The sequence below is a fragment of the Janthinobacterium sp. Ant5-2-1 genome, from assembly GCF_001445815.1.
In the GTDB taxonomy this organism is placed as follows: domain Bacteria; phylum Pseudomonadota; class Gammaproteobacteria; order Burkholderiales; family Burkholderiaceae_D; genus Janthinobacterium; species Janthinobacterium lividum_E.
Window position 1 is genome coordinate 1 of the sequence record NZ_LNCE01000106.1, and the last position, 21326, is coordinate 21326.

Below are 21326 nucleotides of genomic sequence, written 5' to 3' on the forward strand. Positions count from 1 at the left end.
CGAATACTTGGCCTTGCTGACGACCAGTTTCAGGGATTTTTCCGCCATGTCGATATCGTCGGCCGCTTGCGCCGCCTCGCCCAGGCGGCGCAAGCGGCGCACGGCGTGCGGCGACAGGGCCACCGCTTCGCTCAGGGCTGCCTGCGCCAGTTCCGGCTTGCCTTGCGCCAAGTGCGTGCGCGCCAGCCAGTCATAGGCGTCGAGAAAACGCTTGTTGTTTTCCAGCAGCCCTTCCAGCATGCCCTGCGCCGCTTCGTATTCGCCCAGCAGGAACTGCGTCTTGGCCTGCCCCAGGCGCGCCCAGCCGATGGACTTGCTCTCGTACAGGGCCGCGTAGATCGGCTCGGCGTCGGCCGCCTCGCCCAGCAGCAAATGCAGTTCCGCGCGCAGGCGCAGGAAATCCGTGGCGTAGCGGGGATACAGGCTGGCGCCCTCGGCGCAGGCAGCAATCGCCGCGCGCTCGTTGCCCACGTCGATCAGTTCATACACGGGCACGAAGGCGTTGCGCTTGTCCAGCGCGCGGCCGATGCGCTCGAGCATGTTGTCAGCGGTGAATGGCTTGAGGATGTAATCGGTGGGCAACAGCTCGACGGCGCTGACCACCTTGGCGAAGCTGCCTTCGCCCGTGACCATGAAGAACATGGTCGATGCGTGCATCAACTTGTGGTGGCGCAAGTCTTCCAGCATCTGCTGGCCATCCTGCCCGCCGTCGAGGTCGTATTCGCACAGGATCAGATCATACGATTTGCTGCCCAGCATGCGGATCGCCTGACCCGAGCTGGCCGCGTCGTCGATCTTCGCCAGGCCGCACAGGTTGAGCATATTGTGCAGGCTGGCGCGCATGCCCGGATGCGGTTCGATGATCAGTGCGCTGAGGCCCTTGAGTTCTTTCATGTCGTGATGTCCGAAAACTCCGCGGCGCGCCACACTGGTGCGTGGCGCCGGCCAGCATGAGGCTGCCGAGTATATGACGGCGCCGCGCGCAAGGGAATGGCGGCGTGCCGAAAAGCGCCAACGAAGTTGCAACTCAAGCGGTGGCGCGCTCCGGATGCCACAGTTGCGGTTCGTTGTCGATCAGGTCCAGCAGCGCCGTCACCACTTCCGGATCGAACTGGCTGCCGCTGCGCTGCTCGATGTATTCGCGCACCTGCGGATATGGCCACGGCTCCTTGTAGGGCCGCTCATGCAGCAAGGCATCGAAGACGTCGACCACGGCAACGATGCGCGCGGCCACGGGAATGTCACGCCCCTTCAGGCCATTCGGGTAGCCGGCGCCATCGAAGTGTTCGTGGTGGCCGCCGGCGATCTGCGCGCCATACGTCAGGTAGCTGACGCCGTCGACCATGTTGGCGGCCCGCTCGAGGATGGTACGCCCGACGCTGGCATGCAGCTGCATCTGCGTGCGCTCCTCGTCCGTATGCTTGCCTGGTTTTAATAGCACGGCGTCCGGCGTGGCCACCTTGCCCACGTCGTGCAGGATGCTGGCCAGGCCGATCATGTCGAGCAGCTGCGGGCTGAGCTCGTCGGCATACACGCCGCGCTGCTGCATGCGCTGGGCGATGGCGTCGGACAAGAGCTGCACCCGCCGCACGTGGCCGCCCGTATCGCTGTCGCGGAACTCGGCCAGGTCGGCCAGCGCGACGACGGTCGCTTCCTGCGCCTTGCGCAGCTGGCCGAACATGTACAGGTTGTCGAACGCGGCGGCGATGCGTTGGCAAAACACTTCCAGCAGATCGCGCTGGATCTGCGCCAGCGGCCACGGCGGCGTGACGGAGATGGCCAGTTCGCGGTTGCCTTCCGTGTGGATGAACAGTACGTTGGCGGGATGCTCGAACTGGCTGCGCTTTTCCGCGAACGCCTTGTCGATGGTGGGCGTGAGCGCGTGATCTGCCGGCATCGCTTCGGATTCGGCCAGCACGGCATATGTGCCCGTGGCGGCCACCACTTCGGGACGCCCGGCGCCGCCCTGCATCAGGCACAGCACGCCATCGGCGCCCACGTCGAGGATGGCGCTGACCTGGTTCAGCACGCCGGAAGCGAATTCGCGCAGGGAATGGATCTGGTACAGGTTCGTGGCGCCGGCGAGGATCTTGCCCAGGCCGATGCGGCTGCGCTCGAGCATCATCAGGCTCTCGTAGGCGCGCAGGGCCGAAATGACGGTGGTAAACAGCTTTTGCGTCGTCAGTTCCGTCTTGGCCTTGTAATCGTTGATGTCGTATTCGATGATGACGCGCTGCTCGGGCGCCTGGCCCGGCTGGCCCGTGCGCAGCACGACGCGGACGATGGAGTTGTTCAGGTCGGCGCGGATGCGCTTGGCGAGGATCAGGCCCGCGTCATCCGTTTCCATCACCACGTCGAGCAGCACCAGCGCGATATCGGGCGTGTCGCGCAGGATCTCGTACCCTTCGCGGCCGCTGTAGGCGGAAAACAGTTCCAGTTCACGGCCCTTGAAACTGACATTGCGCAGCGCCAGCCGCGTGACGGCATGCACATCGACGTCGTCATCGACGATCAGCACACGCCACAGGCGCTGGTCGGGCGCGGCCAGCCCGGAGGGACTGGCCACCGGCTCATCTTCGTCGAGCAGCCAGTTATCATCTGCATCGGCTTTGAGGTCGGTCATGAATACTCCTAAGGGATAAGTTCGATGTGAACGCTGCGTTGACGCATATCAAGCATAATCAGATTAGATGCTGCTTACAACAGGATTCTGCGTCCCACCCTCTCCCGTCGCAGGCGCCGGCGCCGGTATCGAAGCGCCGCTGCGCGTGGCGCCGCCGCAATTGTCCTGGCCGGGCCCGACGGCCTGGTAGCGCACTTCGTACTTGCCCGCGCTGAGCTGCTCCACCGTCAGCTTGTCATTGGCCAGGATGTACAGGTAGCGCACATTCGAGCGCCGCTCCTGGTCATACAGCTTGACGAAGACGGGCGCCGTGTTGCTGCTGTTGTCGATGGTCAAGCTCAGTTCGTCGCCCTTGTTACCGATCGGGAAGCCATCGACATAGCCGGACCGCGCCGGCCAAGGCTCGCCATTCGGCGCCACCAGCGCTGCCGATTCGGCCTGGCTGGCGCCATCGCAGACGGGCCGGCTGGCTTTCAGGCTCAGCTGCGCCACGGCCAGCACGCGGATCTCGGGCGCCTTCGCTTGCGCAGGCTCGGCCGCATACGGCTTGCCCACGGCCCAGCTATCGATGGCCACGGCCTCGTTTTTTGCCGGCGGCGTGGCGGCGCCGTCCGCCGTTGCCGTGTCCGGGTGCGCCCTGGCGCCATCGCGGGCCAGCCCGCTCCAGGCCGATGCCAGCGCGGCAGGCACGGGCTGCGAGGTATCGAGCATCAGCAAGGCGCCCAGCCAGCCCAGCAGCAGGCAAACAAGCAGACTCAACCACCAGCGCCAGTTGCGCCAGACAGGTTGCAAGCCGCGCCGCGGCTTGCCCTTCGGCGGCGGCACATCCTGCGCCCAGGCGTGCTCATGCGGCTGGGCATGGCCTTTCGCGCGGCCATCGCGGGTCTTGCCTTCTTCGTGGTGGGTGCTTTCCAGCCATTCGATTTCCCACTCCTCGGCGGCGATCCACTCGTCGTGTTCCTTGCGGCGTTGTGGATCGGACAAGGTGCCGTAGGCACTGTTGAGGATCGCCATGATGCGGGCGGCCTTTTCGTCGCCGGGATTCTTGTCGGGATGGTATTTCTGGCTGAGGGCTTTGTACGCGGCACGTATGACTTCCTGCGGCGCCAGGCGCGCCACTTTCAGGTTGTCATAGTGTGTATGTATCTTTCCCATCGTTCTATCTTGAAATCGGTGCGCGGCGACGGGTTCTTGCAGGATGGAACCGTGCTGTGTCGGTCATCATATACGATATGACAAGATAATAACCACCGGCGGACAGGAAATTGCAGGGCGATACTGCCGCGCCTTGATATTGCCGGCGCTTACAGGCGGTGACTGCGGTCACTCGACAACAGCGCTTCCGGCAACGCCACCTGGTGCCCCACCACCAGCACCTTGAACAATTCCCCCATCTCGGCCGGCGACACCAGCTTTTGTACGGCGCTGGCCTGCGGCAAGTACGTTTTGACCTGCTCGGGGTCGGTGCGCAGCAGCAAGTCGCCGATACCGGAGCCCAGCAGGAAGGACGCCTGGTTCATATAGGCAAGCACGTCAAGGCCCGCGTCCTGCGCCACCACCGCCATGGCCGTAAAATCCACGTGGGCCGTGATGTCCTGCAAGCCGGGCAGATAAAACGGTTCCGCGTGGGCGTGATGGCGGTAGTGGCACATCAAGGTGCCCGTGGCGCGCAAGTCCAGGTAATACTCGTGCGCAGGAAAACCGTAATCGAACAGCACGGCCGCGCCACCCTTGCCATTCGTCAGCATCTGCGCCAGCGAGCGCATGAAGCCGCAGGCCACGCCGTGGATCTCGCTGACATAACCGACAGGCAAGTCATCGGCATCGGGCACCTGGGCGGCGATCTGCGCGGCCACATCGGCGCCGGCCAGGCGCTCGACAAACACGAACTGGCCGTCGGCAATGCTGACATCGAGTTCGCACCAGCCGGCCGGCGTCTTGCTGATCAGGTTGACGGGCATGGCGTCGAGCACTTCATTGCCGAACACGGCGCCTTCGAAACTGTCGGGGAAACCGTCGAGCCACACCACCTGCGGGAAGGCGGCCAGCGCCAGCTCCTGGCGCGCGCGCAATTCGCCGGACAATTCGACGATCGCATACTGTTCGATCGCGATGCCGGTCTGCGCCGCTTCCGTCAGGATATCGAAGGCCAGCTTGCCCGTGCCGGCGCCGAATTCGAGGATGCGCGGGGCCGTTTGCGCCATAATAGCGGCTGCCACATGGGCCAGGGTGGCGCCGAACAGGGGCGAAATCTCGGGCGCAGTTGTAAAATCGCCATCTTTGCCCAGCTTCGCGGCACCGCCGCTGTAATAGCCGAGGTCAGGCGCGTACAGCGCCAGCTCCATGAAGCGGACAAAGGGAATGGCGCCGTCATTGCGCGCGATTTCGGCGGCAATCTGGTGCTGCAAGGCATGGGACGCGGCCAGCGCGTCGCTATCGGGTGCGGGAAGAGACATTCCCGCATTGTAGCGAATCGGCGCCGCATGCCGCCAGTGTGGCGTCCACCGAATATCTCAACCATAGCAAAGACATGACAGAAGCAACGACAACGCCATTCGACAGCACTCCCCGCGTCGCCCTCGTCACGGGCGCCGCGCGCCGCATCGGCCGCGCCATCGCGCTGGGCCTGGCGCGCGACGGCTGGGATATCGCCGTCCATTACCGCGACTCGCGCGACGAAGCTCTCAGTCTGGTGGCGGAAATCACGGCGCTGGGCCGCCGCGCGCAAGCGTTCCCCTGCGACCTGGCGCAGGAAGTGGCCGTGCGCCAGCTGCTGCCGCAGGCACAGGCGGCGCTGGGGCCCGTTACTTGCGTGGTCAACAACGCATCGTTGTTTGCATACGACAATGCGGGCGATTTTTCCTTCACCGCGCTCGACGCCCACATGCACGCCAACCTGGCCGCCCCCATCCTGCTGGCGCAAGCGCTGTACCAGGCCACCCCAAGCGGCGGGCAAGCCGTGGTCATCAACTTGCTGGATCAAAAACTGTACAATCTCAATCCTGATTTTTTGTCGTACACCCTGTCCAAGGCGGCGCTGCTGTCGGCGACCACCATGCTGGCCCAGGCGCTGGCGCCGAAAGTGCGCGTGGTGGGCATCGCCCCCGGCATCACCATGGTTTCCGGCGAGCAGACGCAAGCGAACTTTGCCAAGGCGCATGAAAACACGCCGCTGGGACGCTCCAGCACGCCAGAAGATGTGGCCGACTGCGTCTGTTACGTGGCCGGCGCGCGCGCGCTGACGGGCACGACCCTGCTGGTCGATGGCGGCCAGCATTTGATCGGCTTGCCACGCGACGTCATGTTTTTGACCAAATAATCAGCAGCCCTAGCAAACAACCAGCATTCCAGCATTCCCTAAAAGGTAAAACCTATGTCGTCCGCCCTGTTCCACCCTCGCCTGGCCGATTGCCGCCGCCTGTTCCTGCGCAATTACGAAGTCCTCATCAACATCGGCGTCTACGACTTCGAGAAAAAGGGCGAGCAGCGCGTCCTCATCAACGTCGACCTGTACATTCCCCTGGCCCTGTCGACGCCGAAGGATGATCAGCTGGAAGAAGTGGTCGACTACGACTTCATGCGCGAAACCATCGCCAAGCGCATGGCCCAAGGCCATGTGCAACTGCAGGAAAGTCTGGTCGACGACGTGCTCGCCGCCATGCTGGCGCACCCGCGCGTGCGCGCTGCGCGCGTGTCGAGCATGAAACCGGACGTGTATCCCGACTGCGAAGGCGTGGGCGTGGAAGTATTCAAGATCAAGGATGAAGTATGAACAACATGAACGACACCGCAGTCATGGAAACAGCCGTGGAAATTCCGGCCAACGTGGAAGCGCAGAAACTGGCGCGCAAGAAGGCGGAAAAGATCGCCCTGGAAAACAACAAGCTGCACAAGCGCCTGTGCCGCCTGGTGGGCCAGGCCATCGGCGACTTCAACATGATCGAAGACGGCGACAAGGTGATGGTCTGCCTGTCCGGCGGCAAGGATAGCTACGCGCTGCTGGACATTTTGATGACCTTGCGCGAACGCGCGCCGATTCACTTCGACATCGTCGCCGTCAACCTGGACCAGAAGCAGCCGAACTTCCCGCCGGAAATCCTGCCCGCCTACCTGACGGAACTGGGCGTGGCTTTCCACATCGAAAATCAGGACACCTACAGCATCGTCAAGCGTTTGATCCCGGAAGGCAAGACGACTTGCTCGCTGTGCTCGCGCCTGCGCCGCGGCATCCTGTACCGCGTGGCCGACGAGCTGGGCGCCAACAAGATCGCCCTGGGCCACCACCGCGATGACATCCTGGAAACGTTCTTCCTGAATATGTTCTTCGGCGGCAAGCTGAAAGGCATGCCGGCAAAGCTGCAATCGGACGACGGCAAGCACATCGTCATCCGCCCGATGGCTTACGTGAAGGAAGAGGACACGCAGCGCTATGCGGAAGTCAAGGGCTTCCCCATCATTCCATGCGACCTGTGCGGTTCGCAGGAAAACCTGCAGCGCAAGCAGATCAAGGGCTTGATGCGCGAATGGGACAAGAAATTCCCCGGCCGCGTGGAAAGCATCTTCTCGGCCCTGTCGAACGTGGCGCCGTCGCATTTGATGGACCCGAAACTGTTCGGCTTCAAGGATTTGAAAGCGGACGGCGTGGCCAGCCCCATGGGCGACATCGCTTTCGATGAAGAGCCGTGCTCGACGCCGACGACGTTCGGCACGATCCCGCTGCAAGCGCTGTAAGCCGCTGTTGTAAACTCCTGCCGTTTCGCCGCCACCGCCCAGGTGGCGGCATCCCCCTCTTTCCCCCTGCGTCCATTTGATGTACCGTAGTCAGCTCTGCCGGTACGCGATGTGTCACGCGCGCATTCCTGCCCGGCGGTCAGCACGCATTCTTCCGACAACCTCACTGGAATGAACCATGACGCCATCCGCCCTCAAGCGCCCCCTGCTGTTTTCCCTGCTGGCCTTCAGCCTCGCCACCGCCTCTGCCGCCCCTGCGCCCACCGACCGCCAGGCGGACCGCTGGGATTTGACGGCACTGTATCAAAACGATGCCGCGTTCGACGCCGACGCGAAAAAACTGTCGGCCCAGTTGCAGCAACTGGGCGCCTGCAAGGGGCAATTGGGCACCCGACTGAAAAGCTGTCTGGACCTGTACGCCGAGGCGCGCAAGCGCGTCAACACGCTCACCACCTATGCGGCGCAGTACTACGACCAGGACACGGGCGACAGCAAGGGCAACCAGCTGAACCAGCGCGCCGCCCTGCTGGGCAACGACTTCAGCCAGGCGACGACCTTTTTGCAGCCGGAAATCCTCGCCCTGGGCAGCAAGCGCATCGACGCCATGCTGGCGAAAGACAAGGGCTTGCAGCTGTACCGCTTTCAATTGAGTAACATGCTGCGCAGCGCGCCGCATACGCTGGACGCGGCAGGCGAACAACTGGTGGCGCAATTCGGCCTGGCGACTGGCTCGGCCGCCAGCGTCTACCGCACCCTCGCCAATGCGGAAATCCCGTGGCCAACAGTCAAATTATCGGACGGCAAGGAAGTACGACTCGACCAGGCGGCCTATACCAAGTACCGCGACGACGACAATCGCGCGGACCGCAAGCTGGTGTTCGACGCCTTCTTCGGCAAGTGGAAGGAATATGAACGCACGTTCGGCGAAACCCTGTACGGCCAGTTGAAGACGGACGCCGCCTACGCGAAAGTGCGCCGCTACGCCGACTCGCAAAGCGCCGCGCTCGACGCCGACAATTTGCCGCCAGCCGTCTACCAGACCCTGATCGCGCAAACCAACGCCAACCTGCCCACCCTGCACCGCTACTTCAAGCTGCGCGCGCGCATGCTGGGCGTCAAGGACCTGGCCTACTACGACATCTATGCGCCGCTGCTGAAAAGCAACCGCAGCTTCCCGCTGGCCGAAGGCAAGCAGATGATGCTCGACTCCGCCGCGCCGCTGGGCCCCGGCTACGTCAAGGCGCTCACTGCCGCCGTGGACGCGCGCTGGATGGATGTGTATCCGCGCCCGCGCAAGGTGGCGGGCGCCTACATGAATGGCGACGCGTACGACGTGCATCCGTTCGTGCTGCTCAATTACACGGACAATTACGAAGCCGTCAGCACCCTGACGCACGAATGGGGCCACGCCATGCACTCGGTGCTGGCCAACAAGGCGCAGCCGTCGATCTATGCGCCATACAGCATCTTTGTCGCGGAAATCGCTTCGACGACGAACGAGGCGCTGCTGCTCGACGCGCGCCTGAAGCAGGCCAAGGATGACGACGAGCGCCTGCTGTACCTGGGCGCGGCGCTGGAAAACCTGCGCGGCACCTTCTTCCGCCAGGCCATGTTCGCCGAATTCGAGGCGGCCATCCACGGCAAGGTGGACAAGGGAGAATCGCTGACGGGCGAAGAGATCACGGCCATCTACGCGGGCATCCTCAAGCGCTACCACGGCGAAGCGCAGGGCGTCATGAGCATCGACCCCGCCTACGCGCTGGAATGGGCCTACGTGCCGCACTTCTATCACGGCTACTATGTGTTCCAGTACGCCACCTCGATCGCGGCGGCGCAGGATTTCGCGCAGCGCATCCTCGACAAGGAACCGGGCGCGCTGGCCGCCTACCTGAAGATGCTCAGTTCCGGCGGCTCGGCCTACCCCTACGAGCTGGTGAAGGCGGCCGGCGTCGACCTGGCCTCGCCGAAACCGTACCAGGCGCTGGTGGCCCGCATGAACGGCATCATGGACCAGATCGAGGCGATTGAGAGCCGCCGGGGCAAATAGAGCTGAGGCCAACCGTAGGTCGGCTTAGCGCAAAGCGCGTAAGCCGACACCACCAATAACGCCAACAAGGTGTCGGATTACGCGGCTTCGCCGCTAATCCGACCTACCGTTTTCCACTTCCGCCGCCGCAAACGCCGCCGCATCGCTCTCGAACATGTCTTCCAGCTCCTCTCGCGCCTGGCGCGTGAGGGACATGACTTTTTGCTGGTCCTGGAAGTGCGGCGCCACTTCCAGCAAGGTCTTGAGGTTATGCCGGCCAAAGATGCCGGCCGCGCGCTGCGCCCGCTCCGCGCTGAAGCCCACCTGCTGCAAGGTCTGTTCGCCCAGCAGCAGGGCGGCGGCAAACGTCTCGCGCTCGATCAGGGTCACGCCCCGCTTCATCAATTCATAGTAATGCGTGACGTTGCGCGCGCGCGCCAGAATCGTCAGTTCGGGCAGGCGCAGGCGCACGGCGTCGACCAGGGCCAGGCTGTCGTCCACGTTGTCGATGGCGATCACCAGCGCCCTGGCTTTTTCGATGCCGGCCGCCACCAGTAAATCCACGCGCGTGGCGTCGCCATAAAACACTTTGAAGCCGAATTTGCGCAGCAGGTCGATCTGGTCCGGATCGTGATCGAGCACCGTCACGCCGATCTTGTTGGCCGCCAGCAGGCGGCCGATGATCTGGCCGAAGCGCCCAAAGCCGGCGATGACGATAGGGTTGTCCTGCGCCTCGATATGGTCGTCGGGACGGCGCTTCTTTTCGCCTTGCAGGCGCGGCGCGATGAATTTGTCATGCGCCAGCAGCAGCAAGGGCGTGGCCACCATCGACAGGGTCACCACCACGACCAGCAGCGCGGCCGTCTCCGGCGCAAACACGTGCGCGGCCTCGGCAGCGGCAAACACGACGAAGGCGAATTCGCCGCCCTGCGACAGCAGCAGCGCAAAGAACAGCTGCTGGCCGCGGGGAATGTCGACGAACTTCGACAGCAGGTACAGCAAGGCGATTTTCACCACCAGCAGGCCCGCCACCAGGGCCAGGATCAGCAAGGGCTGGGCGCGCAGCACGCCGAAATCGACGGACATGCCCACGGCAATGAAGAACAGGCCCAATAACAGGCCCTTGAACGGCTCCAGATCGCTGATCAGCTCATGCCGATATTCTGAATCGGCCAGCAGCACGCCGGCCATGAAGGTACCCAGCGCCATCGACAGGCCCACCGATTCCATCAGCACGCAAATGGCGATCACCAGCAGCAGGGCGAAAGCCGTGAAAATTTCGCGCAAGTCCGTCCGGGCGATGAAGCGCAGGATGGGATTCACGAGGAAGCGCCCGCCGATCACCAGCGCCGCCAGCACGGCGGCCAGCTTGGCCACGCGCAGCCAGCCCGGTTCGCCGCTATGCGTGACGAGGCCGCCCAGCAGCGGCACCAGCGCGATCATGGGAATGGCGGCGATATCCTGGAACAGCAAAATCGAAAAGCCGGCGGAACCGGCCGGCGTGCTCATTAATTTACGTTCACCCAGGGTGGCCAGCACGATGGCCGTCGACGACAGCGACAGCCCCAGCGCGCCAACCAGCGCCGTGCGCCAGTCCACGCCGAAGGCCATGGCCACGGCGCACAGTCCCGCGCTGACGACGCCCACCTGCGCCCCGCCCCAGCCGAAGATCGGCCGGCGCAGCAGCCACAATCGCTTCGGTTCGAGCTCCAGGCCGATCAGGAACAGCAGCAGCACCACGCCGAATTCGGAAAAGCTGAGGATCACCTCGACATTCTTGATCAGGCCCAGGCCCCATGGTCCGATGACGACGCCGGCCACCAAGTAGCCCAGCACGGCGCCCATGCCCAGGCGCTTGGCCAGCGGCACCATGATGATGGCGGCGACCAGGTAAAACAGTATGTTGATGAGAAAGCTGTGGTGTTCCATGCGGATTCCGGAAAAACGTGATTGGAATCGCAATCATGCCTGAAGTGGCGCGCCAGCGGGGATCAGGGCTGCGGAGAGTCGATGCGCGCACGTATCTCGTCGACATTTACGCGTTTGAGGTAGCTTTCGATATTTTTCCACACGGCGTGATAGCCGTAACCGCCGTTTTTCAACTCGTCGATCGCCTTCTCGCGCGGCCAGCCCTGGTACAGCATGCGGTACATGGCGGCCATCATGCCCGTGCGGTCGGCGCCGTGCAGGCAATGCAGCAGCACGGGGCCCTGCTGCTCTGCCGCGCGGATGCTGCGCATGGTGTCGATCACGTGCTTGTCGCGGATGGCCCAGGTATTGATGGGGATGCGCACGGCGCGGATGCCGCTCCCCTCGAGCACCTGCGTATCGGAGTGGAAGGAGCGCAGGCTGATCACCGTCTTCACGCCCAGCGCCTGCAGCTGGGCCACGTCGCTGCTATCGAGCCTGGCGCTGCGGTACAGAGCGGGCGTGACCTGGTGCAGATTCGACACCTGCGGCAGCGGTGTGGCCCACTCGGCATTGCGCTGCGGCGGCAGGGGCGCCTGCGCGCCGGCGGAACCGGCCGCCAGAGCCAGGGACAACAGCAGGAGATACGGCAAGGTCATGACTTCCTCTTGTATGAAAACCACAGCAGTACGCCGGCCAGCAGCAGCGACACCCAGTAGTCGGTCGGCGCCCACCACAGCCAGTGCTTGTGCCAGGCGATATGGGCCGGATTGAAGTGCGCCACGCCATAGGCGGGATTGAGCACGAACCACAGATAATCCTCGATGATCCAGAACAGCATGATGCAGCCGATGGCGCGGCACTCTAGCCGCAGCGACCATTGCGCCAGAAAGATCATGGGGAAATGGAAAAACAGGGCGATGAAGGGAAAGACCCAGGCATGGTAGCCGGTCATCGGCCGCCCGCCCCAGAAGATATCGAGCAGCCAATGGCTTTCGATGCGCCAGGTGGGCAGGTTCGCGGCCCAGCCGGCTGGCCCTTCGATCTGGATTTCCACCTGCGCAAAAAATAATCCCAGCAGCGCCACCCAGGCCAGGGTCAGGGCGATCTGCCAGGGTTTTGCCACGGCGCCCGTCAAGCCAGCACCTGCGCCAGTACATCCAGAGCGGCGCGCGGACGCCCCAGGGCCAGCGCCTTTGCGCGCATGGCTTGCAACTGCTCGGGATGATCGAGCAACAGGCGCACGCGGTATTCCAGGGTGACGGCGTCGAATGCCTTCAAGGCCACGCCCTGCTCCAGCAGATAGTCGGCATTGCGCTCTTCCTGCCCGGGAATCGGCGAGTTGACGATCATGGGCAAGCCCAGCGCCAGGCATTCGGACGTGGTCAAGCCGCCCGGCTTGGTGATCACGAGGTCGGCGCACGCCATCAGGCGCTCGACTTCGCTGGTAAAGCCTTGTGCCAGCAGGCGACCCGGATACTGGCCGGCCAGCGCCTGCAGCGCCGCCAGCGCGGCCGCGTTTTTCCCCGCCAGCACGATCAGCTGGAAGTCGCCCGGCAGCGCCAGCAGTCGCGCGGCCACGGTTTCAAGGCTGCCCAGGCCCGCCCCGCCGCCCATCAGCAAGATCGTCGTGCGCCGCGGGTCGAGGCCAAACGCCTGCGCGCACGACACGCGCCCGGGCGCCTGCGCAAACGCGGGCATGATGGGGATACCCGTCACATGGATACGCTCGGCGGGAATGCCTTCGTGGCGCATGCGGAACGCCACTTCGTCGGTGGCGGCGAAATAACCTTCCATCTGCTCGTGCACCCACATGCGGTGCAAGTCGAAATCCGTGACCTGCACCCACACGGGGCAAGCCAGCTGGTGCTGGCGCAGCGCGCGCGACAGCAGTTCGGCCGGCAGGAAATGCGTGCAGATGATGGCGTCGGGCTGGAAGGCGGCGATCTGCGTCATCAGCGCGCGCGTGTTGAGACGCTCGACGGCGCGGCGCAAGCGCTGCATCGAGCTGTCGCGCGGCGCGTCATGGGTGGCGTGGTACAGATAGCCCCACAGCGCGGGCGCCTTGTTGACCAGCTTGATATAAAAATCCGTGTACAGCTTGCGGAAGGCCGGCGTCACAAAATCCATCACGTCCAGATGCAGGGCCAGCGCCGCGGGGCCGCCATCGCCATCGTGCGCCGCATGCGCCTCGATGGCTTGCGCCGCGCGCATGTGGCCGGCGCCGGCCGAGACGCTCAGGAGAAGAATTTTTTTTGTCATGGAAAACCGATGCGTGGAACGGGTTGGCGCGGGCGCGGAAAATTTATTGGCAGGATAACATTGCCGCAAGCTTTACGGCTTGATCTGGCCATGCGCGCGTGCAGGCCGGCGCTAGCCAATCACGGGGTGGGCAAGGCCGACACTTTCCAGCTGCCTTTGAGCTTGCGCTCGATCAAGGCAGGCAAGGCGCTGGCGCCGGGCGCGCCTTTCTTCGTGTACGCCACCGGCACCAGCAAATAAATGGTGACCTTGTCATCGTCGGCAATGTCGTCTTCCTCCGGCTCGGGATTCCAGCGCTTGTCGATGGCCAGCAGCGCATCGACACCGTCCGGCCACGCCAGGTCCGCCAGGTACGGATCGTCGCGCCGCAGCAACTCGCCCGCCGCCAGGCTGGCCTGGTCGAGCGTGCGCCGTCCCAGGCGCGCCAGCAGCGCCACGGGAAAGCGCCACGGGCTGTGCTCCGCGAAGCCGTTGACGGTCAGCGGCCAGCGGGCCGGCAGGCAGATGGCCAGTTCCGTCATCGGCGATTGCCGGAACAGGCCGGTGCTAAACAACAGCTTGAAATCGCGCTTGCCGCCGATGCAGCTGATCCCCAGCGAAAAACGCGCATCGCCGCTGTCCGGGCTGAACACGGCCGGCAGCACCCAGCCGGCGCTATTGTGCATGAAGGTGCGGATAGCTTCCTTCGGCGACGCGGCGGCCTGCTGCGGCACGTCGAGTGTGCTGACGCCGCCGGCGGCAGAGAGCAATCGGGCGATCGCGGGAAAGCCCCAGCCGGTGGCGATATCGACCGGCGCCTGGTTCCAGCGCGTATGCAGGCGATTCGGATTGGCACCCCGCTGCAGCAGCAATGCGACCACGTCCTCGTGGCCGCCAACACAGGCGCTGTCCAGCGGCGACAGTATATTGTCCGGCAAGCCATCGACGGCGGCGCCCTGCTCGAGCAGCCAGCGGCAGGTATCGAGGTGGCCATGGCTTGCCGCCGCATCCAGCGGCGTAAGGTTGCGGTAACCGGGCAAGGGCAGGTCGACGTCCATGCCCAGCGACACGAGCAATGCGCAGACCTCGCGGCTGCCGCCGGCCGCGGCCAGATGCAGCAGCGATTCGCCGTCATCCATGTTGTAGCGGCGCAAGGTCAACAGCAGCGGCGTGGCCTCGAGCAGGCTGCGCACCTGCTCCACCTGATTCTCGCCGACGGCGTCGCAGAGGCGAAAAAACGCCTCGCGGTGCTGATTGTAGAGTGTCTTGTTGACCATGCATGTTCTCTGCTCGTGGTGGCGGCGCCATCATCGAGCGGAGAATAGCATTTTCTTCCGATTAATCTGCGCGATTTGACAACTTCAGTGTGCGCGCAGGCGGCGATGCCAGGCCGGCCGGCGCGGCATCCGTGCGCAGCACCGGATACAGGTTCAGACGCTCATCCCAGGAAGCGTGGCGGCGGGCGAAGAATTCCAGGCGCGCGGCCGGGTTCTTGGCGAACGCGGGATCGTCAGCCAGCTTCTGGTGGAACTGCGCCGCCAGCGCCGGGTCGGCCGCCAGCTGCGCGCGCGCCACGTCTTCGGCCACGTATTCTTCCATGTATTCCTTGCGCTCGAAGGCCGTATTGAAACTGCCCCAGGCCAGCAGCGAATCGGGCGCGCGCGGCTCGAGCAGGGCCACGACCAGGCGCGCCTTGGCCTGGTTGACGGGCACGTACAGCGCGCCCGCACCGACCATCCGCTCCTCTTTCTGCCACTCGCCCTGCACGGCCGCCGTCTGGCGTCCCTCGAACGACTGCGCCCCGAATTTGACGGCCGTGGCGCGGAAGGTTTCGACCGGCAGCTTGCCCGGCGCGCCAGACAGCACCTGGTAGGACACGCCATGCTGGCGCAGCTTGGCCGCCACCATCTGCGCCTGCGCGGCGGGCACCAGGTAGCCGGCCTTGGGCGCTGCCTGCTGCAGGTCGGGCACGATCTCGTCGCGCAGGGGCACGTTCCAGATCTGCGGCGTGGTTTCGTCGTAGCGCGTCATCAGCGCGCCCGACACATCGGATGGCGTGCGCGTGTAGGCGTAGCCGCGAAACGCGATCGTGCGGCTCTTGTCCGTCGTTTTATACGTGAGCGGCAAGGTGGTGCCGGCCAGCTGCGCGGCGCGCGCGTCCGCCTCGAGCGCCGTTTGCCGCCACTGCGCGCCATGCTGCGCCACTTGCGACAGCAGCGAGACGATGGTGTTGCGCGTGATGCGCACGCGGGTCGGATAGTCTTTCCAGGAATGGGTTTCCACCAGCATGCCGAAGCGGTTGCGCAGCTGGAAATAGCCATGCGAGAAGCGCGGATTCGGCGCCGAATCGACAAAGCCCGATTGCGGATTGTCGTTCTCGGCAAACGAAATATAGAACGGTTTCGGGTCCGAACCCTGCTTGGCCAGGTCGGCCAGGACATTATCGCGCAAGGCCGCTCCGGCCACGCGCAGGGCCGCATCGCCCGCATGCACGGGTTCGACCTGAATCGAGATATCGGGTTCGAACTGGGCGCCATCGGTGACGTGCAGGTCGACATAGGCCAGCGGATCCCAGGCGTTCACCAGCGCCAGCATGTGCTGCATCTCGGGCGTATAGGCCTTCATGTATTCGCGGTTCAGGTTGTAATTTTGCGCCGTGCTGCGCCAGCCCATTTCCACGGGACCGCGCTGGTTCGGGCGGTTCCACTGGCCAAAGCGCTCGTGACCGTCAACGTTAAACACGGGCACGAAGAGCAGCACCTGTTTATCGAGCGCGCCGGGCGCCGCCTTGCCTTCCAGGACTTCGCGCAGCGCCAGGAAGCCCGCATCCTTGCCATCGATTTCACCCGCATGGATGCCGCCTTGCACCAGCAGCACGGGCAGCTTGCGGCGCGTCGCTTCGGCCGGCGTCAGTGCGCCCGTATTGCTGACGGCCAGCGCCAGCATGGGACGGTTTTCCGGCGTGCGGCCAAATTCCACGCAGCGCACCTGCTGCGGATAGCGCGCCTGGAACTGGCGGCACAAGGCTTCCACTTCCGCGTAGCGGCCCGTGGTCAAAAAACCCGAGCGCTCGGCCACCGTCGTCAGGGTGGGAGCGGCATGTACAGGGGCAGAAAACAGGGACAACAAGGCGGCGGACAGCAGGGCGTGGCGTAGCATGGGTCAAACTCCATCGAGAGAGAACAAGCGGGCAATTATAGGGGTGGTGGCGCGTGTAAAACTGCGCCGGAAAATAAAAAAGCCGGAACAGCGTCTGCTGCTCCGGCCTTGCTCTGTCAAGCGTGAATTACGAACCGAAATGGTAGTTGAATTCGACCCAACCCTGGCGTCCCTGCGGGCTGTAGCTGCCCACCGGGTAGTACGGCCAGCCGCCGCTGTCGTCGCGCTTGATCTTGTCGAACACGTTGTTGACGATCAGCGACAGGGTGGCGCGGTCGTTGATGCGGTACACGGTGCTGATGTTGGCCAGCGCCGTCGGCGTCAGGTAGCCGGTACCGCCGCCGTTCGGGATCTTGCTGTAGCGGCTGACCAGCAAGGTGTTCGACCAGTCGCCAGCAGCCCAATTGACGCTCAGATTCAGCTTGTCGCGCCAATCCGTATTGTTCAGCGATTTGAGTTCGTCGATCTCTTCGTCGCCGGCAAATTGCTGCGATTTATTGCTCAGCACCTTGGCGTAATTGGCCTTGAAGGCGAAGCGGCCATAGTCCGCCGTGCGCAGCAAATACTTGACGCTGATGTCGATGCCGCTGCTGCTCTGCTTGGCCGCGTTGATCGGATTGACGGTGATGGTCTTGATCTCGCCGGCGCGGTTCAGGGCATTGGCCGCGAAACGCTCGACGCGGCCCAGGGTATCGGCGCAGGTAGGCGAGTTGATGTCGAACTTGCCCAGGCGGCAATCGGCTTCGTCGCGCAGGATCTTGTCGGCGCTCAGGTTCGTCACCAGGTCGTCGATCTTGATGTTCCAGTAATCGACGGAGACGTCGAAATTCGAACTTGGCGACCAGACGGCGCCCACGCCGAAGGACTTGCCTTTTTCCGACTGCAGATCCTTGCTGCCGTTCTGCACATAGTCGGCGCCCGGTGATTTATTCGCGTAGTCGCAATCCTCGATGGCCTGTCCGGCAGCGCCGCAGCGGTAGTAGTCGGTGGTGCTCGAATAGTAGCCGGTGCCGCGCGCCTTGTAGATGTAGTTCATGTCCGGTGCGCGGAAGCTGGTGGCGTAATTGGCGCGGAACAGCAGCTCCGGCGCGGGACGCAGTTCCAGGCCGCCGTTGTAGGTGAACTTGCCATCGCTGCGGCCGGCAAAGTTGTAGCGGTCATAGCGGCCAGCCAGGGTACCGGTCAGCTTCTCGTGCAGCGGCAGGTTGATCTCGGCACCCAGCGCATAGCGGGTACGCGTGCCGGCCGTGATATCGGATTTGGTGGCGACGTTGAAGTAACCGTCGTTCAGGCGCGCATCGGGCACATTGCTGAAGCCCTGCTTGCCCAATTCGGCGATGGTGGCGATCTTCGCCAGGCCAGCGGACAGCTGGAACAGGTCGCCATTCGTCGCCAGGCTCAGGGTATTCGTCCAGGCCTTGTCGTCGCTGTCGGAATTGCCCGTGATGCTGTCGAATTCGGCCGCCGTCAGGCGGCGCGACAGGCGCGCCGGGTCCGGTGCGTAGATCGGCACGCCGGCGGTGTCGGTACCCAGTTTCGGGCCCAGGAAGAAGCTGTCGATATTGGCCAGCGCGCGCGGCGTGTGGCTTTCGCTCTTGTACACCGAAGCGTTGTAGTTCGCTTCATACTGCCACGACGACGTGCCGGGAATGCGGCCCTTGGCGCCCAGCGAGATGGCGGTGGCCAGGTCGTCCCACTTGCGGTTGTAGCGCTCCACGCCGCCCATTTCCTCGGGCGAGATATAGCGCGTCCACGCTTCGTAGCGGTTCGTATTCTGGTTGCGGAAATAGCTGCTGCCCGTCGACGACGACGTCCACGTCGGACCACGCGTATTGTTCTCGGTCGAGTTCTTGCCGATCAGGAAGTCGGCGAACAGCGTCGTTTCCGGCGACAGCTCATAGTTGGCGCTGCCGAACACGTTCTGGCTGCGGTTCTTGGTTTGCGTGGTCCAATAGGTGGGGCCGACTTTCGGGCTGGCGCAATAGCTGCCGTTCTTCGCCTGGTACTTGACGACGCTGCCGCCGAACAGGTCGCCGAACTGGTTGCAGGTGTCGCCCAGGTCCACGTAGCTGCCCGAGGTGCCCGCTTGTACCACGCGGCGCGAGGCGATATTCGTCGGCGTGCCCGAGCGCGTGGCCATGAAATCGCGCTGCAGGCTCGACAGCGGATCGCGCTGGCTCAGCTCCACGCTGAACAGGGTATGCAGCTTGTCGAAATTGCCGCCGCCCGTCAGCTGCACGCGCTGGTTGCCGGCACCGCCGCGCGAGGTGCCGCCCACCTTGACGTTGATATCGAAACCTTCCGTCTGCTTTTTCAGGATGACGTTGACCACGCCGGCGATGGCGTCGGAACCATAGATGGCCGAGGCGCCGCCGTTGAGGATCTCGATGCGGTCGACTATGCTCGACGGGATATTCGCCAGATTGGTGAAGTTGACCGTGCCTTCGTAGGCGACGGGGAAGTCGGCCAGGCGGCGGCCATTAAGCAGGATCAAGGTGTGGTTCGGGCCCAGGCCGCGCAGGCTGATGGTATTGGCCGACGGCGTGAACGTGTTGCCAAAGTCCTCGCCTTGCGTAAAGCCGCTGTTCTGTACCTGGTTGGTCAGCGCATCGAAGACGTTCTTGTACCCTTGCTTGGTGATTTCATCGCCCGTCAGGATGGTGACGGACGATGGTCCTTCCAGGCTGGCGCGGGGAATCCGCGAACCGGTGACCACGACGGCTGGCGGGGTGGCCGCCGGCTGCTGATCCGCTGCGGGCGCTTGCGTTTGCGCGTGCGCCTGCCATGCGGAACCGCCCAGGATGGCCAGTACGGCGACGGTGAGCGGTGGTAACTTGAATTGTATAGGCATCTTTGCGCTTCTCAAGGTTAGGGAGAAGGCGAAAGATATCAAAATGCCAGTAATTGCAGAACGAATGGATTCATCTTTCTATATATCAAAATTGTTATATAGAAATATTTCTGAGCAGAAATCCCCCCCTCCTTCGCCCAGGAAGGGGAGCACAATGGGGCTTTAGCGTTTCAATACAGCAATTTCCTTGTAGGCCGGGCGCAGCAGCCGCGTGGCCGTATCGGCCGGGCTCTCCATCGAACTCAACAGCCTGATCGCGCCCGTGGCCGGGTTACAGCTGCCGCTGCTGCGGTAACGCAGCGCCGCCGCCAGCATGCCTTCGGCAGGGTCGCCCAGCTGGTTCTGGTAATCGTCGGCCACGGCGCAGGTCGGCGCCATGCCATCGGCGAAGTCGCCAAAGCCCTTGGCGTTGACGCCCTGGAACTGCACGGCGAAATACGTGGTGCCGCAATTGGGCGTGGGATAGAAACCGTAGGGCTTGCCGCATGTCGTGCCGCCGATCAGGTTGACCTGCACGTCCACGCCGCGCAAGCCGTTGATGATGGCTTCGCTGGCCGAGCAGGTATTGCCCGTCGTTAGCAAAGTCACGCGCTTGAGGCCCAGCGAGGGCAGCGGCGTGCCCTTGGGCAGAGGGTTCGGCCCGGCAAAGCCCAGGCTTTGCGCATGGAATGGCACGGGCGCCGCCGGCCGCGTCTTGTCATTGGCCAGCACCTGCTCGAAGGTCTTGCCGGTGGTGACTTGCGGGCCGGCAATCATGTAGGCAAGCTCGCTGGCGACATCGAGGTAGCCGCCGCCGTTGTAGCGCACGTCGAGCACCAGGTCGCTGATGCCGGCCGCCTGGAAGCGGCCCATGGTCTCGGCCAGCTGGCGCTCGGACACGTTGTTGTGGGTGTTGAAGGTCAGATAGCCCACCTTGCCCGTGGGCGTGTCGATGATGCGCTCGTTTTGCACGGAACTCGTGCTGACATCCACCGCCTGCAGGCTCGCGGAGATGGGCGCGCCGTTGCGGCTGAACGCCAGCGTGTGCGTGCCTTGCGCCGAAGGGAACAGGCCCGCGTTGATGATACCCACGCTGGCAGTGTCTGGGGCATTGACGAAATCGACGCCATCGACGGTTTGCAGCTCATCGCCGCGCCGCAAGCCCGACAGTGCCGCCGGCGAGCCTGGTTCGACGATCGTGACCACGGCCTTGCGCGGCGGCGTGGTGCGCGTCAGCGCCAGCAGCATGCCGTAGCCCAGTTCGACGCCATTGAGCGAGGCTTCCCATTCGGCCGTCGTATACGTGAAATGGAACTGGTCCTTCGGCTTGCCGGACGCCGTCGTGGCAGTCGTTTTCAGCACATCGAAATACGCCTTCGCCGTGGCAAAGCTTTGCGGCAGGTAGGTGGTCGGCACTTCGCGGTACCACAGATACGTTTCATCGATCCAGCTGCGCACCCACGTCTGCTCATTGAGCAAGGTGCCCGGCTTGTCGATGCTGCTGCCGCTGCGCGGCGCCTCGCAACGGTTCGCGACCGTGGAGGAAGCGACCAGCGCCGTCGCCCCGGTCGGCCCGGTTGGCGTCACGGGCGGCACGACGGGCGCGCTGTCGATGCTACCGCCTCCTCCACCGCCGCAGGCGCTCAACACGAATCCGAGGGAAACAACGAGGCAACGCAGGCGCGGGGAATGCATGAGAAACTTTCCAAAAAGAAATTATCGAAAAATTATAATGCGTTTTGCCGGCAAGCGTTGTTTTCTTTGATACAAAAAAATGGCGCCCGCAGGCGCCATTGCTACAGCATGGA

General features: G+C 63.9%; 16 protein-coding genes. 4 read left to right on the forward strand and 12 right to left on the reverse strand.

Annotated elements, in window-relative coordinates:
- From ASN89_RS24585 to ASN89_RS24600, 4 genes are all read right to left on the reverse strand, one after another.
- A partial coding sequence (locus tag ASN89_RS24585; RefSeq protein WP_152988680.1) for a response regulator occupies positions 1–894 on the reverse strand: 894 nt, incomplete at its 3' end.
- A 133-nt stretch (positions 895–1027) separates the two neighbouring features.
- Positions 1028–2623, reverse strand: a complete 1596-nt coding sequence (locus ASN89_RS24590) for a DUF3369 domain-containing protein (protein WP_046682036.1) — start codon at positions 2621–2623, stop codon at positions 1028–1030.
- A 63-nt stretch (positions 2624–2686) separates the two neighbouring features.
- Positions 2687–3778 carry a J domain-containing protein gene (locus ASN89_RS24595; protein ID WP_058051095.1) on the reverse strand — a complete coding sequence of 364 codons (1092 nt, stop codon included), beginning with the start codon at positions 3776–3778 and terminating at the stop codon, positions 2687–2689.
- A 149-nt stretch (positions 3779–3927) separates the two neighbouring features.
- Complete coding sequence (locus tag ASN89_RS24600; protein WP_058051096.1) at positions 3928–5079, reverse strand: class I SAM-dependent methyltransferase; 1152 nt, start codon at positions 5077–5079, stop codon at positions 3928–3930.
- Positions 5080–5153: 74 nt separating this feature from the next.
- Here ASN89_RS24600 and ASN89_RS24605 point away from each other — a divergent pair, with 74 nt between their 5' ends.
- The 4 genes from ASN89_RS24605 to pepF all read left to right on the forward strand — a co-directional run bounded on the left by ASN89_RS24605 (position 5154) and on the right by pepF (position 9401).
- The gene (locus ASN89_RS24605) at positions 5154–5942 is read left to right on the forward strand and encodes an SDR family oxidoreductase (protein ID WP_058051097.1); all 789 of its coding nucleotides are present in this window, start codon (positions 5154–5156) and stop codon (positions 5940–5942) included.
- Positions 5943–5996: 54 nt separating this feature from the next.
- Positions 5997–6395, forward strand: coding sequence for a dihydroneopterin aldolase (locus ASN89_RS24610; RefSeq protein ID WP_058051098.1), 399 nt, complete (start codon positions 5997–5999; stop codon positions 6393–6395).
- 5 nt (positions 6396–6400) lie between these two features.
- The gene (ttcA, locus tag ASN89_RS24615) at positions 6401–7354 is read left to right on the forward strand and encodes a tRNA 2-thiocytidine(32) synthetase TtcA (protein WP_058051144.1); all 954 of its coding nucleotides are present in this window, start codon (positions 6401–6403) and stop codon (positions 7352–7354) included.
- A 178-nt stretch (positions 7355–7532) separates the two neighbouring features.
- Entirely contained in the window at positions 7533–9401 is a 1869-nt protein-coding gene (pepF, locus tag ASN89_RS24620) for an oligoendopeptidase F (protein WP_058051099.1), read from the forward strand.
- A gap of 93 nt (positions 9402–9494) precedes the next feature.
- Here the strand turns inward: pepF and kefC are convergent, their stop codons facing one another.
- The 8 genes from kefC to ASN89_RS24660 form a co-directional block, all read right to left on the reverse strand.
- Positions 9495–11309 carry a glutathione-regulated potassium-efflux system protein KefC gene (kefC, locus tag ASN89_RS24625; RefSeq protein ID WP_058051100.1) on the reverse strand — a complete coding sequence of 605 codons (1815 nt, stop codon included), beginning with the start codon at positions 11307–11309 and terminating at the stop codon, positions 9495–9497.
- A 62-nt stretch (positions 11310–11371) separates the two neighbouring features.
- Positions 11372–11947, reverse strand: coding sequence for a dual specificity protein phosphatase family protein (locus tag ASN89_RS24630; RefSeq protein ID WP_082654739.1), 576 nt, complete (start codon positions 11945–11947; stop codon positions 11372–11374).
- Positions 11944–12414: a hypothetical protein gene (locus ASN89_RS24635; protein WP_235502070.1), complete on the reverse strand. Its 471-nt coding sequence runs from the start codon at positions 12412–12414 to the stop codon at positions 11944–11946. The genes ASN89_RS24630 and ASN89_RS24635 overlap by 4 nt, the downstream gene beginning before the upstream one ends.
- A gap of 8 nt (positions 12415–12422) precedes the next feature.
- Positions 12423–13550 (reverse strand): MGDG synthase family glycosyltransferase, encoded by a 1128-nt coding sequence (locus ASN89_RS24640; protein WP_058051102.1) that lies wholly within the window; start codon positions 13548–13550, stop codon positions 12423–12425.
- A 119-nt stretch (positions 13551–13669) separates the two neighbouring features.
- A complete protein-coding gene (locus ASN89_RS24645; protein ID WP_058051103.1) occupies positions 13670–14806 on the reverse strand; it encodes an ankyrin repeat domain-containing protein in 1137 nt (378 codons plus the stop codon).
- Positions 14807–14867: 61 nt separating this feature from the next.
- On the reverse strand, positions 14868–16688 hold the full coding sequence (locus tag ASN89_RS24650) for a M14 family zinc carboxypeptidase (RefSeq protein WP_058051104.1): 1821 nt from the start codon (positions 16686–16688) through the stop codon (positions 14868–14870).
- A 127-nt stretch (positions 16689–16815) separates the two neighbouring features.
- Entirely contained in the window at positions 16816–19539 is a 2724-nt protein-coding gene (locus ASN89_RS24655; protein WP_058051105.1) for a TonB-dependent receptor plug domain-containing protein, read from the reverse strand.
- Positions 19540–19701: 162 nt separating this feature from the next.
- Entirely contained in the window at positions 19702–21213 is a 1512-nt protein-coding gene (locus tag ASN89_RS24660; protein ID WP_058051106.1) for a S41 family peptidase, read from the reverse strand.
- Positions 21214–21326: the final 113 nt, after the last annotated feature.

Coding starts and splice junctions, on each gene's coding strand:
- pepF (WP_058051099.1), top strand. CDS start 7,533: ATGACGCCATCCGCCCTCAAGCGCCCCCTGCTGTTTTCCCTGCTGGCC.
- ASN89_RS24630 (WP_082654739.1), bottom strand. CDS start 11,947: ATGACCTTGCCGTATCTCCTGCTGTTGTCCCTGGCTCTGGCGGCCGGT.
- ASN89_RS24590 (WP_046682036.1), bottom strand. CDS start 2,623: ATGACCGACCTCAAAGCCGATGCAGATGATAACTGGCTGCTCGACGAA.
- ASN89_RS24600 (WP_058051096.1), bottom strand. CDS start 5,079: ATGTCTCTTCCCGCACCCGATAGCGACGCGCTGGCCGCGTCCCATGCC.
- ttcA (WP_058051144.1), top strand. CDS start 6,401: ATGAACGACACCGCAGTCATGGAAACAGCCGTGGAAATTCCGGCCAAC.
- ASN89_RS24640 (WP_058051102.1), bottom strand. CDS start 13,550: ATGACAAAAAAAATTCTTCTCCTGAGCGTCTCGGCCGGCGCCGGCCAC.
- ASN89_RS24650 (WP_058051104.1), bottom strand. CDS start 16,688: ATGCTACGCCACGCCCTGCTGTCCGCCGCCTTGTTGTCCCTGTTTTCT.
- ASN89_RS24655 (WP_058051105.1), bottom strand. CDS start 19,539: ATGCCTATACAATTCAAGTTACCACCGCTCACCGTCGCCGTACTGGCC.
- ASN89_RS24605 (WP_058051097.1), top strand. CDS start 5,154: ATGACAGAAGCAACGACAACGCCATTCGACAGCACTCCCCGCGTCGCC.
- ASN89_RS24610 (WP_058051098.1), top strand. CDS start 5,997: ATGTCGTCCGCCCTGTTCCACCCTCGCCTGGCCGATTGCCGCCGCCTG.
- ASN89_RS24595 (WP_058051095.1), bottom strand. CDS start 3,778: ATGGGAAAGATACATACACACTATGACAACCTGAAAGTGGCGCGCCTG.
- ASN89_RS24645 (WP_058051103.1), bottom strand. CDS start 14,806: ATGGTCAACAAGACACTCTACAATCAGCACCGCGAGGCGTTTTTTCGC.
- ASN89_RS24660 (WP_058051106.1), bottom strand. CDS start 21,213: ATGCATTCCCCGCGCCTGCGTTGCCTCGTTGTTTCCCTCGGATTCGTG.
- kefC (WP_058051100.1), bottom strand. CDS start 11,309: ATGGAACACCACAGCTTTCTCATCAACATACTGTTTTACCTGGTCGCC.